The sequence below is a fragment of the Nocardia brasiliensis IFM 10847 genome, from assembly GCF_000710915.1.
GTDB classification, from domain to species: Bacteria; Actinomycetota; Actinomycetes; order Mycobacteriales; family Mycobacteriaceae; genus Nocardia; species Nocardia brasiliensis_A.
In genome coordinates this window covers 26387-42811 of sequence record NZ_BAUA01000192.1, presented here as the reverse complement: position 1 = coordinate 42811, position 16425 = coordinate 26387, and the positions used below count along the sequence as shown (strand labels likewise).

At 68.7% G+C, this 16425-nt stretch carries 14 protein-coding genes; 3 read left to right on the top strand and 11 right to left on the bottom strand.

All coding sequences use genetic code 11. The features are described from left to right. Position 1: 1 nt before the first annotated feature. Positions 2-634, bottom strand: a complete 633-nt coding sequence (locus NBRGI_RS37585) for a TetR/AcrR family transcriptional regulator (protein ID WP_014987973.1) — start codon at positions 632-634, stop codon at positions 2-4. A gap of 171 nt (positions 635-805) precedes the next feature. Here NBRGI_RS37585 and NBRGI_RS37580 point away from each other — a divergent pair, with 171 nt between their 5' ends. Further along, positions 806-1678, top strand: coding sequence for an oxygenase MpaB family protein (locus tag NBRGI_RS37580; RefSeq protein WP_029902165.1), 873 nt, complete (start codon positions 806-808; stop codon positions 1676-1678). A 63-nt stretch (positions 1679-1741) separates the two neighbouring features. On the opposite strand, the gene NBRGI_RS37575 is transcribed toward NBRGI_RS37580, so the two are convergent. From NBRGI_RS37575 to NBRGI_RS37555, 5 genes are all read right to left on the bottom strand, one after another. Further along, positions 1742-2698, bottom strand: a complete 957-nt coding sequence (locus NBRGI_RS37575) for a proline dehydrogenase family protein (RefSeq protein WP_029902163.1) — start codon at positions 2696-2698, stop codon at positions 1742-1744. Then, on the bottom strand, positions 2695-4338 hold the full coding sequence (gene pruA / locus NBRGI_RS37570) for an L-glutamate gamma-semialdehyde dehydrogenase (protein WP_029902162.1): 1644 nt from the start codon (positions 4336-4338) through the stop codon (positions 2695-2697). The genes NBRGI_RS37575 and pruA overlap by 4 nt, the downstream gene beginning before the upstream one ends. A 134-nt stretch (positions 4339-4472) precedes the next feature. Continuing rightward, on the bottom strand, positions 4473-5576 hold the full coding sequence (gene dapC / locus NBRGI_RS37565) for a succinyldiaminopimelate transaminase (protein WP_029902160.1): 1104 nt from the start codon (positions 5574-5576) through the stop codon (positions 4473-4475). A gap of 7 nt (positions 5577-5583) precedes the next feature. Beyond that, complete coding sequence (gene fdxA / locus NBRGI_RS37560; protein WP_014987978.1) at positions 5584-5907, bottom strand: ferredoxin; 324 nt, start codon at positions 5905-5907, stop codon at positions 5584-5586. 292 nt (positions 5908-6199) lie between these two features. After that, the gene (locus tag NBRGI_RS37555; protein WP_029902158.1) at positions 6200-8794 is read right to left on the bottom strand and encodes a bifunctional FO biosynthesis protein CofGH; all 2595 of its coding nucleotides are present in this window, start codon (positions 8792-8794) and stop codon (positions 6200-6202) included. A 288-nt stretch (positions 8795-9082) separates the two neighbouring features. On the opposite strand from NBRGI_RS37555, the gene NBRGI_RS37550 reads away from it, so the two are divergent. Continuing rightward, complete coding sequence (locus NBRGI_RS37550; protein ID WP_029902156.1) at positions 9083-9580, top strand: PH domain-containing protein; 498 nt, start codon at positions 9083-9085, stop codon at positions 9578-9580. Further along, on the top strand, positions 9577-11154 hold the full coding sequence (locus tag NBRGI_RS37545; protein WP_029902154.1) for a PH domain-containing protein: 1578 nt from the start codon (positions 9577-9579) through the stop codon (positions 11152-11154). Before NBRGI_RS37550 ends, NBRGI_RS37545 begins: the two co-directional genes overlap by 4 nt. 5 nt (positions 11155-11159) lie before the next feature. Here NBRGI_RS37545 and NBRGI_RS37540 read toward each other — a convergent pair whose 3' ends face one another. From NBRGI_RS37540 to NBRGI_RS37520, 5 genes are all read right to left on the bottom strand, one after another. Then, positions 11160-11561 carry a hypothetical protein gene (locus NBRGI_RS37540; protein ID WP_036562305.1) on the bottom strand — a complete coding sequence of 134 codons (402 nt, stop codon included), beginning with the start codon at positions 11559-11561 and terminating at the stop codon, positions 11160-11162. 26 nt (positions 11562-11587) lie between these two features. Next, entirely contained in the window at positions 11588-11746 is a 159-nt protein-coding gene (locus NBRGI_RS48575; RefSeq protein WP_162836692.1) for a hypothetical protein, read from the bottom strand. Between the two features lie 45 nt (positions 11747-11791). Next, entirely contained in the window at positions 11792-13261 is a 1470-nt protein-coding gene (locus tag NBRGI_RS37530; RefSeq protein WP_029902150.1) for an amino acid permease, read from the bottom strand. A gap of 185 nt (positions 13262-13446) precedes the next feature. After that, a complete protein-coding gene (mshB, locus tag NBRGI_RS37525; protein ID WP_029902148.1) occupies positions 13447-14322 on the bottom strand; it encodes an N-acetyl-1-D-myo-inositol-2-amino-2-deoxy-alpha-D-glucopyranoside deacetylase in 876 nt (291 codons plus the stop codon). Continuing rightward, positions 14322-16055 carry an ABC transporter family substrate-binding protein gene (locus NBRGI_RS37520; RefSeq protein ID WP_029902146.1) on the bottom strand — a complete coding sequence of 578 codons (1734 nt, stop codon included), beginning with the start codon at positions 16053-16055 and terminating at the stop codon, positions 14322-14324. The genes mshB and NBRGI_RS37520 overlap by 1 nt, the downstream gene beginning before the upstream one ends. Between the last annotated feature and the right edge of the window lie 370 nt (positions 16056-16425).

The window sequence follows — 16425 nt, the reverse complement described above, 5'->3', positions numbered from 1 at the left end:
ATCACGGTACGCGGAACGACACCACCACGTGATCGCGGGCGAACTGCCGGATCGCCGCGTCGTCGTGCAGCGGAATGACCGTTTGCGGTGTCAGCGCCAACGACAGCGCGGTGCGCGCGATCATCTCCGCCAGCGGTTCGGGATCGTATTCGGGCAGCTTGCCCTCGCGCTGTAGCCGAGTGATGAACTCGGCCAGGTAATCCCGGCCGAGTTCGATGATCGGCGCGCCCTTGACGGTCAGAAACGGCAGGACCAGTTCGGGTTCCGTGGCCAGCAGCCGATGCACGAGCTGGTTGTCGCGCAGCCCCGTGATGAACGCGGCGAAGAGCTCGACGATCTGCTCCTGCGCCGACGCGTCCCGATCGACCTGTTGCTGCAACGCCGCGTCGACCTGCTCGACGAACTCCCGGGTCTGGCGCAACCCGACCGCCTCGATCAGGTCCGACTTGCTGGCGAAGCGCCGGTACAGCGTGGCGAGCGAGAGGCCGCAGCGCCGCGCCACCTCGACCATGCTGGTGCGCTTGATGCCGAAGTCCAGGAAGGCCAGCAGCGCCGCGTCGAGCACACGCGTTTGGTTGCGGTCCTCCGGGCCCGCGCTCCGAATCCGCGGCAGGAGTTTGGTCAACTTCGCCATTCCTCCACCCTAGCCCCGCCGATGAAACGATGATGCACAAAGCATCGCAGCGAAGCAATTGGCGGCGCGCAACCGTTGACACCCCACCGAGGCAATGAGAAGGTGACATACGAATCTTCTCATCGTACGCAGGCGCGCGCCGCCGGCGGACACAGAAAGACGAGGTCGACGATGACCGCACCGCTACGCGCCGCCGAGCCCGAGCCGGACGAGGTCCACCCCTTCGAACCACTCACGCCCGAAACGGTCCAGCCGTACCTGGACGGCGTCGCGGCCTTTCTCGGCGGCACCGCCAACGTGATCATGCAGCTGAGCCTGCGCCCGGTCGGCCGCGGCGTGCTGGAGAGCACGGTGGACAGCGGCAAAGTGACCCTGCATCCGGTCAAGCGGCTGCGCACCACGCTCACCTATATCGCCGTCGCGACGATGGGCTCCGACGAAGAGCGCGCGGCCTATCGCGAGGCGGTCAACCGTTCGCATCGACCGGTTCGTTCCAGTGACCGCAGCCCGGTGAAGTACAACGCTTTCGATCCGAAGTTGCAGCTCTGGGTGGCGGGCACGATCTATTGGGGCCTCGACGACCTCTACACCAGGATGCACGGCCCGCTCGCACCCTCGGAGGCCGAAGCGCTCTATCAGTACTGCGCCCGGCTCGGCACGACGCTGCAGATGCGACCGGAGATGTGGCCTGCGGACCGCGCGACCTTCCTCGCGTGGTGGGCGGAGAATCTGGTGCAGTACCGGATCGAACCCGCGCTGCGCGCCTACTTCGACGACCTCATCGATCTCCGGATGATGCCGCGCCCGGTGCAGTTCGCCTTCGCGCGGCTGCAGCGCTTCGTCGTGGCCGGTCTGCTGCCACAGCACGTGCGCGACGAAATGCGGATGACGTGGACCGAGCGCGATCAACGCCGATTCGACCAACTGCTGCGGGGTATCTCGCTCGTACACAACCGGTTGCCGAAACAGGCGCGACTGTTTCCGTTGAACGCCTACCTGTTCGACCTGCGCAGGCGGATGCGCCTCGGAAAGCCACTGGTGTAGGGACTTCGGAAAGGGACACCAGCGGATCGGTGGGCGGGACGAATGTCGCGCCCACCGACCCTTTCACGACCTGCTCACCAACGCACGGAGGAAGAAGGTGAGGTTGGCTGGGCGCTCGGCCAGTCGCCGGGTCAGATAGCCGTACCACTGACTGCCGTAGGGGACGTACACCCGAACGGCCGTACCCGCGGCGGCCAGCCTGCGCTGCTCCACGTCGCGTACTCCGTACAGCATCTGATGCTCGAAACGAGCTGGGCCGCGCCCGGTTTCGCGGACGAGCTGCTCCGCCGCGACGATCGGCACCGGATCGTGCGTGGCGACCATCGGGTAGCCCGCACCCCGCATCAGCACCTCGAGACAGCGCAGGTAGGAGTCGGTCACCTCGGGGGCGCGCTGGAAGGCGACCTCGGCGGGCTCGCGATAGGCGCCCTTGCACAGGCGAACACGCGAATCCGGACCCGACAGCGACCGGCAGTCCGCCTCGGCCCGATGCAGATAGGCCTGCAGAACTGCGCCGAGCCAAGGGAATTCCGCCCGCAACTGCGACACGGTGGCCAAGGTGTCCGCGGTGGTGGTGTGGTCCTCGGCGTCGACGGTCACCCAGACCTCGGCCCGCGCGGCCGCGGCACACAGGATCCGCAGGTTCGCGGTGGCCACTGCGGGACCGTCGCCCGGCAGGGCTTGGCCGAGCGCGGACAACTTCACCGAGACCTCGACCGGTGGTGCGGTGATCCCGGGCAGCGCAGGACGTTTCAGCGCGGACAGCTCCGCGATCAACGAAAGGTACTCGGCCACCGTGGCATCGGCCTGCGCCCGGTCGGTGGTGTTCTCCCCGAGAAAGTCCACACTGACCATCCGGCCGCTGTCGAGCAGCGCTCGCGCCACCTCGATGAGCTCGGCCCTGGTCTCCCCCGCGACGAACCGCCGGACGATACCCGCGGTCACCGGCAGCCCGGTGACCGCGCGCCGCAACCGCGACGATTCCGCCGCCGCGAGGATGACGGGCCGCAAGGGATTCACGCTGTGTCCGAGTCCATATGCGGATAGCGGTATCCGGTAGGCGGCACGAAGGTCTCCTTGATCGTGCGCGGCGCCACCCAGCGCAGCAGATTCAGCGGCGAGCCCGCCTTGTCGTCGGTGCCCGAGGCTCGCGCACCGCCGAAAGGCTGCTGCCCCACCACCGCACCCGTCGGCTTGTCGTTGATGTAGAAATTGCCCGCCGCGAAACGCAGTGCCGCACCCGCCTGTTCGATCGCCTGGCGGTCCTGGGCGAACACCGCGCCGGTCAGCGCGTAGGGCGCGGCCGATTCGGCCTCGGCCAGGATCGCCGCGAACGCACCGGGTTCGGCGTCGTCGTAGACATGCACGGAAAGGATCGGGCCGAAATACTCCGTGGCGAAGGACTCGTCACGCGGGTCGTCGGCCAGCAGCACGGTGGGGCGGACGAACCAGCCTTCGCTGTCGTCCCAGCTGCCGCCGACCGGGATGGTCAGCCCCGCCGCCCTGGCTCGCTCGATCGCCGCGACGTTCTTGTCGAACGCGCGCCGATCGATCAGCGCGCCACCGAAATTGGACAGATCGGCGACGTCCCCGTAGGTCAGCTCGTCGGTCTGGTGCAGGAAGTCCTCCCCCATCGCCTGCCAGATCGTGCGCGGGATATAGGCGCGCGACGCCGCGGAACACTTCTGCCCCTGATATTCGAAGGCGCCGCGAATCAGCGCTGCCCGCAACGCATGCGGGTCCGCCGAGGGGTGCGCCACGACGAAGTCCTTGCCGCCGGTCTCCCCGACCAGTCGCGGATACCCGTGGTAGCGGCCGAGATTCGCCCCGACCTGCTGCCAGAGATGCTGAAAGGTCTTGGTGGAGCCGGTGAAGTGGATACCGGCGAGCCGCGGGTCGGCCAGCGCCACCTCGGACAGATCCCGGCCGTCGCCGGTCACCATATTGATCACCCCGGGCGGCAGGCCCGCCGCTTCCAGCAGCCGCATCGTGTAGAAGGCCGACAACGTCTGGGTCGGCGACGGCTTCCACACCACGGTGTTGCCCATCAGCGCGGGCGCGGTGGGCAGGTTGCCCGCGATCGCGGTGAAATTGAACGGGGTGATCGCGTAGACGAATCCCTCCAGCGGCCGGTAGTCCAGCCGATTCCACACCCCGGGACTCGACTCCGGCTGCTGGGTCATGATCTGGCGCGCGAAAGCCACATTGAAACGCCAGAAGTCCACCAGCTCACACGGCGCGTCGATCTCGGCCTGCTGCGCGGATTTCGATTGCCCGAGCATGGTCGCGGCGGCCACCGTCTCCCGCCACGGCCCGGCGAGCAGATCGGCGGCGCGCAGGAAGATCGCCGCGCGCTCGTCGAACGGCAGTGCCCGCCAGTCCGGCGCGGCCGCGGTCGCGGCGTCGATCGCGCCCTGCGCCTCGGATTGTGTGGTGTCGGTGTAGGTCCCCAGCACATGCCGGTGCCGATGCGGCGCGACGATCTCGTGTCGCTCGCCGCTGCCGGGCCGGTACTTGCCGCCGATCACCAGCGGCACCTCGGCGGTGTCGGCGGCGATTTCGGCCAGCTTGGCGACCAGCAGCTCACGCTCGCGGCTGCCGGGTGCGTACGAGTGCACCGGCTCGTTGGCAGGAGTAGGGACAACCGTGACAGCGTCCATAGTTCAGGCTAGCGCTGTCCCGGCTCGCCGACGGCGCTTGCGCAGCGCACCCGGCTGCGTGTCGTCTAGGCCCTGCGCCGAAGTCCGGCCGGAGCTGGACCGTGGAGGCCCCGGATGGGACTTAGAGACAGGGCCTAGCTCAGTCGCTCGACGGCGGCGGCGATGCGCTCGTCGGTGGCGGTGAGCGCGATGCGGACGTGCTCCGCACCGGCCGGGCCGTAGAAATCACCGGGCGCGGCCAGGATGCCGCGGTCGGCCAGCCAGTCCAGCGTCGTCCGGCAGGCTTCGCCCCGAGTGGACCACAGGTAAAGGCCCGCCTCGGAGTGGTCGACTCGGAAACCCGCCGCTTCCAACGCCTTCCGCAGCACGTCGCGCCGGGCGCGGTAACGCTCCCGCTGCTGCGCCTCGTGCGTGTCGTCACCGAGTGCCGCGGTCATCGCGCTCTGGATCGGGTACGGCACCATCAGGCCGGAATGCTTGCGCACCTCGAGCAGCTCGGCGACCAGCGCGGGATCGCCCGCGACGAAACCGGCCCGGTAGCTGGCCAGGTTCGAGGTCTTCGACAGCGAATGCACGGCAAGCAGATTCGTGTGGTCGCCACCGGAAACCTCGGGGTCGAGGATGGAGACCGCACGGCCTTCCCAGGTGAGGCCGAGATAGCACTCGTCCGAGGCGACGATCACGTCGCGCTCGCGGGCGAATTCGACGACCTTGCGCAGGTGTTCGACGCCGAGCACGCGGCCCGTCGGGTTGGCCGGGGAATTCACGTACAGCAGCGCGGGCGTGCGCGGACCGAGCTGGGTGAGCCCGTCGGCGCGCACGATCTGCGCGCCGGCCAGCAGCGCGCCGACCTCGTAGGTCGGGTACGCGACCTCGGGAATGACGACCAGGTCCGCCGCACCGAGGCCGAGCAGCCGAGGCAGCCCGGCGATCAGTTCCTTGGTGCCGATCACGGGCAGTACGGCGGCAGCGTCCAGCCCGGTGATCCCGAACCGTCGTTTCAGCGCGTCCACCACGGCCGCGCGCAGTTCCGGCGTGCCGTGCGTGGCGGGGTAGCCGGGCACCGCCGAAGCCGCGTTCAACGCGGTGCGGATCAGCGGATCGACCGGGTCGACCGGCGTGCCGACCGACAGGTCGACGATGCCACCGGGATGCGCCGCGGCCTTCGCCTTCGCCGAAGCGATGGTGTCCCAGGGAAAATCGGGAAGCAGGCTGCTGACCCGGGTACGCGTGCTCACGGCAGAGCTACTCGCTCGCCATCGGCGGGAGTTCCTTGATGAACGGCGGGTCGTAATCGACCTTGCCGACCTTGGTGGCGCCGCCCGGCGAACCGAGCTCGTCGAAGAAGTCGACGTTGGCGTTCACGTATCCGCTCCACTGGTCCGGGGTGTCGTCTTCGTAGAAGATCGCCTCCACCGGGCACACCGGTTCACATGCACCACAGTCCACGCATTCGTCGGGATGGATGTACAGCATGCGGCCACCCTCGTAGATGCAGTCCACGGGGCATTCCTCGATGCATGCCTTGTCCTTCACGTCAACGCACGGTTCAGCGATGATGTACGGCACTGCCGTTCTCCTAGTCTGTCCTCACCTTGCGGGGATAGTCCGCCCAGCGAAACACTATCCGGACACCCCCACGCTACTCCGGGTCAGCCTTGCCTAACTTCCGATGTTCCGCACGCCACTGCTGGTGCGCGAATCCACCTGCCGGACCGGGCCGCCGCGGCAGCCCACGTGGGAGCGGGTCCGTCCCCCTCGGATCCGGCCGATCCGCCGGGTTACGGCGGATCGGCCACAATCCGACTTCGATCGCCACACCGGGTCTCGGCTATCGCCGGCGGACCCCGTCAGCAACAGCCTACGCCGAGCCAACCGACAACGGCAGCGCCGAAACCTTGTGCTGCGGAACGCCGTACGTGGTGGTCCGCTCGCGGGCCGGACGGCCGATCCCCGAGGCGATGTCGACCAGCTCCGCGACGGTCTTGGCCGAACCGTGCTGCGAGCCCGCCATCCGGGAGATCGTCTCCTCCATCAGCGTGCCGCCGAGGTCGTTGGCGCCGCTGTTGAGCATGACCCGGGTTCCGGTGGTGCCGAGCTTCACCCAGCTGGTCTGGATATTGTCGATCCGGCCGTGCAGCATGATCCGGGCCAGCGCGTGCGCGGCGCGGTTGTCCCGGTTCGTCGGCCCGGGCCTGGCCGCGCCGGCCAGGTACAGCGGGGCGCTCTGATGCACGAACGGCAGCAGCACGAACTCGGTGAAACCGCCTGTCTCGTCCTGGATTCCGCGCAGCACCCGCAGATGTCCGACCCAGTGCTTCGGGTTGTCCACGTGCCCGTACATCATCGTCGAACTGGACCGCAGCCCGATCTGATGCGCGGTGGTGATCACTTCGATCCATGCCGAGGTGGGCAGCTTGCCCTTGGTGAGCACCCAGCGCACCTCGTCGTCGAGGATCTCGGCGGCCGTGCCCGGAATGGTGTCCAGGCCCGCCTCCTTCAACGCGACCAGCCAGTCCCGGATGCTCTGCCCGCCGCGCGACGCGCCGTTCACGATCTCCATCGGACTGAAGGCGTGCACGTGCATCGAGGGCACCCGCTGCTTCACCGCGCGCACGATGTCGGCGTAGCCGGTGACCGGCAGGTCGGGATCGATACCGCCCTGCATACAGACCTCGGTGGCACCGTCGACGTGCGCCTCCCAGGCCCGGTCCGCGACCTCGTCCATGCTCAGCGTGAACGCGTCCGCGTCGCCCTTGCGCTGGGCGAACGCGCAGAACCGGCAGCCGGTGTAGCAGATGTTGGTGAAGTTGATGTTCCGGTTCACCACGTAGGTGACGTCGTCGCCGACCGCGGCCCGGCGCAGCTCGTCGGCCAGCGCCGCGACCGCCTCCAGGTTCGCGCCGTCGGCCGTGGCCAAGGCCAGGTAGTCGGCGTCGCTGAGCCCGGCCGGATCGTTCTCGGCGGCGCGCAGCGCGGTGAGCACGTCGGAGTCGAGCCGTTCCGGTGCCGTGACGGCCAGGTCGCGGGCCTGTTCGCGGATGGTGTCCCAGTCGCCGAACGCACCGACCACGTCCTGGCCGAGTGCCGAATCGCTGCGGCTCTCGGTGTTGCGGCCCTCGGTATCGATCGAGGTGTTGAGATCCACCCGGCCCGCGGACTCCCAGGACTGGTCCGGCTCCTGCCAGGGCAGGCCGACCGGCATCGCGTCCGGGTTCGCCAGGCCCGTCTTCGGATCGCTCAGCGCCGCGACGTGCACGCCGATCCGCGGATCGATCCACGGGCTGCCCGCGCGCACATACTTCGGGTGCGCGGAGGTTCGCTCGACCAACTGGTATCCGGCCGCCTCGGTGATCTCCCGCAGCGTGTCCAGGTTCGGCCAGGGCCGCTCCGGGTTCACGTGATCGACCGTGACCGGCGAGACGCCGCCCCAGTCATCGATGCCCGCGTCGATCAGCGCGAGACAGTCTTCGAGCGACACCAGGTTCGGCGGCGCCTGCACCGGCACATCCGGGCCGAGCAGCAGCCTGGTCACCGCGATGGTGGCGAGGAACTCGTCGATGCCCGCGTCCGGCACGTCGCGCATCGCGGTGTCGTCCTTGGCCCGGAAGTTCTGGATGATGACTTCCTGGATATGCCCGAAAGCCTTGTGCTGCTTGCGGATCGCCATGATCGACTCGGCCCGCTCCAGCAGCGATTCGCCGATGCCGACCAGGATGCCCGTGGTGTAGGGCACCGAGAGCCGACCGGCGTCGGTGATGGCGCGCAGCCGGACCGCCGGATCCTTGTCCGGGCTGCCGTAGTGGCAGTTGCCCTTCTCGCTGAACAGGCGCGTCGCGGTGGTCTCGAGCATCATGCCCATCGACTGCGCGACCGGCTTGAGCCGGGAGATCTCCTCCCACGACATCACGCCCGGGTTCAGGTGCGGCAGCAGACCGGTCTCCTCGAGCACCATGATCGAGACGGCGCGCAGATAGTCCAGCGTCGAGTCGTAGCCACGCTCGTCGAGCCACTGCGCGGCCTCCGGCCAGCGGTCCTCGGGGCGGTCGCCCAGCGTGAACAGCGCTTCCTTGCAGCCGAGCGCGGCGCCGCGGCGCGCGATGTCGAGCACCTCGTCGGGCTCGAGGAACATGCCCTTGCCCTCGGCGCGCAGCTTGCCCGGGACGGTGACGAAGGTGCAGTAGTGACACTTGTCCCGGCACAACTTGGTCAGCGGGATGAAGACGTTGCGCGAGTAGCTGATCGTCTTCGGCCGTCCCGCCGATTCCAGCCCCGCGTCACGCACCCGGGCCGCGCTCTTGCTCAGATCCTTCAGGTCGTCGCCGGTGGCGTGCAGCAGCACCGCGGCCTCGTCCACATTCAGCGTGACGCCGTCACGCGCCCGGCGCAGCGCGCGCCGCATGGCCGACGCGGACGGCGCCGGAATGGGGATGCTCGGGTTCGGCAGTTCCGTCACGGCTTGGCCTCGCTGACGCTCGAGGCGACCGCGGCGGGTCGTGCGGTGCCTATGGTTCCTTCGCTACGCTCAGTCACGGTTTCGATCATGCGCTAACCATCCGGACCTGTCTCCTTCCGAAGCCGTTGAGCGAAGACAACCCCGCCCCGCCTCACAGTATTCCGGCGTCCGGACCCGCTGCCGGTCACCGACAAGTTCCTGTCACGGGGGCGGCAACGGCTGTGCCACGCGGCAATTCCGCTCCCGCTAGCACGGCGATCCGGCGTCCGGCATGGAACCATGGCAACCATGTCGTTGCCGCGCACGATCATGGCCGATCCGGCCTGGCGTCCCAGTCCCAAGGCGAAACTGCTGTGGACCGTTCAGGCCGTGCTCGCCTGGGTGGTGCCGTTCGCGGCGCAACTGGTGTGGGCGGTGCTCGACTCCGCCCATCGCGGCTGGCAACTGGTGGTGCTCCTGGTGACGCTCGCGCTCGCCGTGCTGAACATCGTGGTGGTGCCGTGGTGGCGGTACGCGGTGCACCGCTGGGAGGTCACCGAGGAGGCGGTGTACACCCGGGTCGGGTGGTTGAGCCAGGAGAGCCGGGTCGCGCCGATTTCCCGGGTGCAGACCGTCGACACCGAACGCGGCCCGCTCGAGCGCATGCTCGGCCTGGCGACGGTCACCGTGACCACCGCGTCGTCGGCGGGTGCGGTACAGATCTCCGCGCTCGATCTCCCGGTCGCCGAGGAGACGGTGACCCGGCTGACCCGGATCGCCGCGCAGCACCGTGGCGATGCGACATGACCGACGTCGCGGCCGTCCCACCGGAGACGGATCAGCCGTGGTCGCGGCTCGACAAGCGAATGTTGCTGGTACACCCCGTCACCGAGGTGGTGAAGTTCATCCCGGTGCTGATCGGCTCGGTGATCCTCGGCACCAGCAGCGGCAACCATGTGTGGAGCGTCATTCCGCTGGCGGCGATCGTCGGGTTCGCGCTCACCCGCTGGTTCACCACCACCTACCGGGTCGGGCCGACCCATGTCGAGCTGCGCACCGGACTGATCCAGCGCAAGAAGCTCTCGGTGCCGCGGTCGCGGATCCGGTCGGTGGACATCGAGGCCGACCTGCTGCATCGGCTGCTCGGCCTCGCCGTGCTGGCCATCGGTACCGGGCAGCAGGCGGATTCGGGCGAGCAGTTCAAACTCGACGCGCTCGACGCTCGCCTGGTCCCCGACCTGCGCACCGCACTGCTGGCGCACACCGCCGCGGGTGGCACCGCTGGCGAGCAGGCGTATCACGATGCGGGACAACAGCTTTCCGCCGACGGACCGGTCACCGACCCGCAGCAGGCACGGCCCGCGCAGGAGATCGCGCATTGGCAGCCGCAGTGGGTTCGGTACGCGCCGCTGTCGTTGACCGGTTTCGCGATCATCGCACCGATCGTCGGCATCGCGTTCCAGTACGGCATCGGGCAGCTGCTGGTCCGTTCGGACACGGTGCAGCGGGTCGAGAACGGCGGCGCGGTGGTACTCGCCCTCGGTGTGTTCGTATTGATCGTGCTGGTGGTGGCCGTGGTCAGCCTCGCGGCCTGCGCCCGGTACCTGACCACCTATTTCGGCCTGAAGGTGCTCGACGACGGGCGCACCCTGCAGCTGCGGCACGGCCTGTTCACCACCCGCCAGATCACCCTGGACCTGGCCCGCTTCCGCGGCGCGACGGTGAACGAGCCGCTGCTGCTGCGCCTGTCCGGCGCCGCCGAACTCGAGGCGATCATGGTCGGCGAGAACCCGCGGCAGAAGATCCTGCCGCAGGCGCCGCGGGCGGCCATCGAACACACCCTCGGGCACCTGCTCGCCCCGGATACGTTCTCGGACAAGCCGATCGGCCCCTCGGCCGTCGGCACGCCGGATCCGGGCAGTGCGCCGCTGCGTGCGCACGGACCGGTCGCGCGGCGCAGGCGATACACCCGCACGCTCGGGCCCGTCGCCGTGCTCGCGCTCGTCATGGCGGCCGTAGCGCTGACCGGCGCCCAGTTCTCGCTGTGGTGGTGGCTGGTGCCGGTGCTGGCGGCCCTGGTCGCCGTCCCGCTCGCGCAGGACCGCTATCGCGGCCTCGGCCACACCGTGCTGCCCGAAACCGCAACCAGCCCAACCTGGTTGATCACCCGCTCCGGCTCCCTGGACCGGGACCGCGACTGTCTGGAGGCGCCGGGTGTGATCGGCTGGACCGTGCGCCAGAGCTTCTTCCAGCGGCGCAGCGGCGTGGCCACCGTGGTGGCCGCCACCGCGGCGGGCAAGAAGCGTTATCGCGTCATCGATATCCCGATCGAGCAAGCCTGGCCGCTGATCGAGGCCGTGACGCCGGGCCAACTCGGCTGACCGGGTCAACGCTTGGCGAACAGCCCCGAATTGACGCGGAAATAGACGAACACCAGCGGCGGCACCAAACCGCAGCACAGCAGCAGCACGGTGCGCCAATCGCTGGTCAGCATGATGTCACCGCCCGGGCCGGTGCTCGCGCAGACGAGGAACCCGAAAGTCCAAGCGCCCAACGGCAAGAACATCGCCGCGGTCCGGGTGGAGACCGACCGCGCGCCGAGCACGAGCAAGACGTTCACCAACCCGGCCAGCACTCCGGTCACCGGGAAGGCGGTCGTGCCCAGGTACGCGGGCAGGTACAGCACCTCCAGCGCGAGCGTGATGAAGGCGTCCAGCACCAGCACGACGAGGATGATCGGGACCAGGGGTAGCGCGGCGGCGCCGCTGGATTCGGTCGCGGATGCCACGGCAGCGTGGTCGTCGACGGCGGGCCTCACGGCACCGGCGGGAAGCCGAGCAGGGTCAGCAGATGACTCTGCATCTCCACGAACCCGTGCAGCACGGACAGATACAGCTCGTGTTGCGCGGGCCAGTTCGGCCGCATGCTTTCGACGAACGCGACGATCGCGTCCTGGACCGACCAGTTGTACATGGCAGCGAGTCTATTCCGGCGGCCCGGCGGGCGGGACCGGCATGATCACTTCTCGCCGTCCATCGGGATGTTGGCGACCACCGGGAACTCACCGGTGTACCCCATCCGCTCCTGTGCGATGGACAGCACCCGCTTGCGCGCCACGAACCAGCCGACGATCAGCATCGGGACGATGATCACCAGTGAGGCCACGGTCCAGGTGCCCACCGGATAGTCGAATCCGGTCAGCACCACCACGAAGAACAGGAACACCAGCGTGAGCAGTCCGGTGTAGGGCGCGCCGAACATCCGGAACGACGGCCGTTCCACCTTGCCCTGTTTGGACCAGCGCCACAGCTGCAACTGGCACAGCACGATGGTGGCCCAGGAGGCGACGATGCCGAGCGAGGCCATGTTCAGCACGATCTCGAATGCCCGGTCCGGCACCACACCGTTGAGCGCGATGCCGACGAGGGCGATGAGGCTGGTCAACAGGATGCCGCCGTAGGGCACGCCGTTGCGGCCCATCACACCGGTGAACTTGGGTGCGCTGCCGTTCATCGACATGGACCGCAGGATGCGCCCGGTCGAGTACAGACCGGCGTTGAGACTGGAGAACGCGGCGGTGAGCACCACGAGGTTCATCACGCTGCCGATGCCCGGCACGCCGAGCATGGTGAAGAAGGTGACGAACGGGCTCTCCTTCGCGGTGTAGGCCGTGTACGGGAGCAAGAGGCCGAGCAGCACCAGCGAACCGACATAGAAGATCGCGATCCGCGCGATCACCGAGTTGATCGCGCGCGGCATGATCTTGGCCGGGTTCTCCGTCTCGCCCGCCGCCGTGCCGACCAATTCGACCGCGGCGTAGGCGAATACGACGCCGGAGACCACGACCACCAGCGGCAGGATGCCGGTGGGGAACAGGCCGCCGCTGTCGGCGATCACGCTCGGTCCGGTGGGGTGGCCCTGCACGGTGAAACGCCCGATCAGGAAGATCGTGCCGACGATCAGGAACGCGCTCAGCGCGAACACCTTCACCAGCGCGGCCCAGAATTCCATCTCGCCGAACCACTTCACCGAGATCAGGTTGATGCTGAGCACCACGACCAGCGCGATGAGCGCGAGCAGCCACTGCGGAATGCTGCTGAAACTGGACCAGTAGTGGAAGTACTGCGCGATCGCGGTGGTATCGGCGATGCCGGTCATCGACCAGTTGAGGAAGTACATCCAGCCGGCCACGAATGCGGCCTTCTCGCCGAAGAACTCGCGCGCGTAGGAGACGAACGAGCCGGACGAGGGCCGGTGCAGCACGAGTTCGCCGAGCGCGCGCAGGATGAGGAACGCGAAGAATCCGCAGACACCGTAGACGAGGAAGAGTCCCGGTCCGGCGTTGGCCAGCCTGCCGCCCGCGCCGAGGAACAGACCGGTGCCGATCGCGCCGCCGATCGCGATCATCTGCAATTGCCGCGGCTTGAGACTCTTGTGATAGCCGTCGTCTTCGATGCTGAGGTGCGCCCTGTCGCCGACCGCTGTCATGAACCGCTTCGCCCTCCACATCGATGATTGAGATCACGGGAACGGTACCCGGCGTACAAGATCGAGGTAACAGCAACCCTCAGGCTACAGATAGCAGCAGCTCAGCGGCGGTTCCGGAACGATTCGGATTTTCCGGTCGAATCCGGCACGAGATACGGCGACAGCGCGTCGCCATCGACGGAAGTTCAGTGATCCAGCCCGGCGAAGAGATCATGTTCGCGCCCGTCCGAGCCGATCGGTCCGCGCCGACCGCGCACCAGGACAAAGCACTCTTCCGGCAGTACCGGCTGAGCAACATTGTTCGACAGCGCGAACTCCCGGCCCGAGGGCGCCACCGTGACCTGCGTGGCGTGGGCCCGCAGCGCGGCGCGTTTGGCGGCGAGCGCGTCCGACACGTCGATCGTGGTCGTCACGGTATGGCTCGGCACCGCGGCCAGCTCCCCCTCGGCGGGCAGTCGCCAACCCGCGGGCAAGCGGCCCGGCAGTCCGTCCACGGTGCGTTTGGCCAGGGCGGCGGTGTGCTGGCGCAGCATGTCGGCGTCGGTGACGGTCCAGTAGAACTTCGGTGTGTCCCAGCCGCGATCGGCGGCCGCGTGCACCGCGGCGGTGGTGATCTGGTGTGCGCGAATGTGATCCGGATGGCCGTAGCCGCCGTTCGGGTCGTAGCCGACGACCACCTGCGGCCGCAGTTCCAGCAGTACCTCGGTCAGCGCGTCCACCGCCTCGGCGCCCGACTGCACGAACACGCGCGGCTTCTGCGCCGCGGGCGTGCCCGCCATCCCGGAATCACGCCAGTGGCCCGCACCGCCGAGAAACCGCGGCGGCCCGGCATCGAGCGCGGCCAGCGCCCGGCTCAGCTCGAGCACGCGATAGCCGCCGAGCTGATCGGCGTGCTCGGCGGTGAGCTGGGCCCACTCGTCCCCGATCACCTCGCCTTCCTCGCCGAGCGTGCAGGTCACGACGGTGACGGGGACGCCGCGCCGGCGATAGTGCGCGATCGTGCCGCCGGTGGTGATGGTCTCGTCGTCCGGATGCGCGTGCACCAGCAGCAGACCACCCATCACTGGATCTTCCGCCACTGTCCGGCGTCGCCGAAGATGCCGACCTGGATGCTGCCGTTGAGCGAGGCGCCGTCCACCCGCGGACCCGCCGCGGCCACCACGTTGTCCTGGACGATGGGCAGCACGGTGGCCAGGCCCCACAACTTCGGTTCGGCCTCGGCGAGCACCCGGCCCGGATCCATTCCGCGCAGCGCCTCGTCGATCGGCCCCTGCAGGCTCGGATCGCAGATACCGGAAAGGTTGGCGGGCGCCCGGCGTTCCGGCGCGGTGGCCGACGGGGTGGTGGTGCCGCCCGCGGTGGCTTCCGGTGGCGGGCAACCATATCGGGACGCGAGCACGGTGGCCGGATCGCCGCCCGCGCTCTCCCAGCCGACGATCGCGTCGGTGCTGCCCTCCACCAGTTCGCGCCCGTACAGTTCGTCGGCCGCGATGGCGCGCACCGTGGCATCGATTCCGGCGCTGCGCAATTGGTCCGCGGCGGTGTTGGCCACCGCGATCGCGGTGAGGTCGCCCTCCACCGCTCCGATCCGAATGGTCAGCGACTTACCGTTTTTCGCGATCGGCCGCGGCGTCGGCGCCGGCGAGGTCGGCGAGTTGACCGGTGGCGGTTCCGGCGCGCGGCCGTAACCCGCCTCGGCCAGCAGCGCGAACGCCTCCTCGGCGGGCAGGCGCGGCGGCTCGGTCGGACCATAGCCCGGGTCGGAGGGCGAAAGGATCTGCGCGCGAATCGGATCCACCCAACCGCCGGTCTGCGCGCCGACCGTGGCGAGCAGCGCGGGATCGAGCAGCGCGAGCACGGCCCGGCGGACCCGGATATCGCTCACCGGGCCGGTTCGTCCGTTGAGCGCCAACTGCAGCACGCGCGACTGCGGCATGATCGCGGTGCGCACCGACGGGATGGCGGCCAGCTGCGCCCGGGTCGCGACACCCCCGTGCACCAGGCTCATCTGAGCGTCGTTGGTGCGCAACGATTCCGCCAGCTGCGCGGGGGTTCCGCCGCGGCGCAGCAGGATCTCGTCCGGCGCCACCGGGGTGCCCCAGAAACGCGCGTTGCGTTCCAGCAGAATCTCTTCGCGCTGCGGATCGATGTTCTTGATCAGGAACTGCGCGCCGGACACCCGGATGCGCTTGACCCAGCCGTCCTGGAACCCACCGGGCGAGTCCTTCATCAGATGCGAGGGCAGCAGATTGGTGAACAGTTGCCGCCAGGCCGGATACGGCTCGCGCATCCGCACGGTCACCGATTTGCCGCCGTCGGCCGAGTCGATGTCCGAGATCAGCCGGTAGCCCGCGGAATCCACCACGCCGGGCTGGGAAATCATCTGCTGCCAGAGGAATTGGAAATCCTCGGCGGCGATCGGCGCGCCGTCGGACCAGTTCGCCTCGTTGCGCAGCGTGTAGGTAATGGTGAACGGATCCTGCGCGGTGACATCGGCGGTGGCGATGAGCGAGGTGTCGGGCACCCAGTCGGTGACACCCAGCGCGACCGGGCTGGGCACCGGACGGAACGGGCTGGGCAGCACCATCGAGGCCAGCGCCGCGGTGGCGGGCGACTGATCCGAACGCAGGTGCGGATTGAAACCGATGCCGATGGTGTCGATCGCGACGACCACGGTGCTCTTGCCCGGTTTGGCGGGCGTGGTCTTGGGGCTGTCGGTGCTCTCGATCGGCGGCGGCGGGTTCGCGGTACACCCGGCGAACACCGTCAGCGACGCCGTGATGACCAGCAGCATCACACGCCACGCCGTACTCCGGTGCCGCCGCGGGCTCACGCTGCGCACGCTACCGCGCCGAGCCGCTTCGCACCTTTTTCTACGCCCGCTTTCACGCCTGCGGACTCTACCGCACCGGTCCGGCGGAATCCCGGCAACGCCGACCCGGTCCGATAGCGACAATGCGCGCATAAGATCTACGACCACTCGTGGTAATTGCCCGAGCGACGCACCGGGGCAAACATTCGGCATTCGCATTACTCGGCCGCGACTTCGGTGCGGGCCGTCCGATATTCGCTACCGCGGCCGGGCCCGAACGATCCGTTCGACGGCGGCAGCCGCACGTGCCCGGCCCGTCGTCAACCCGCGTCAGGCCAGGAAGCCACCGTCA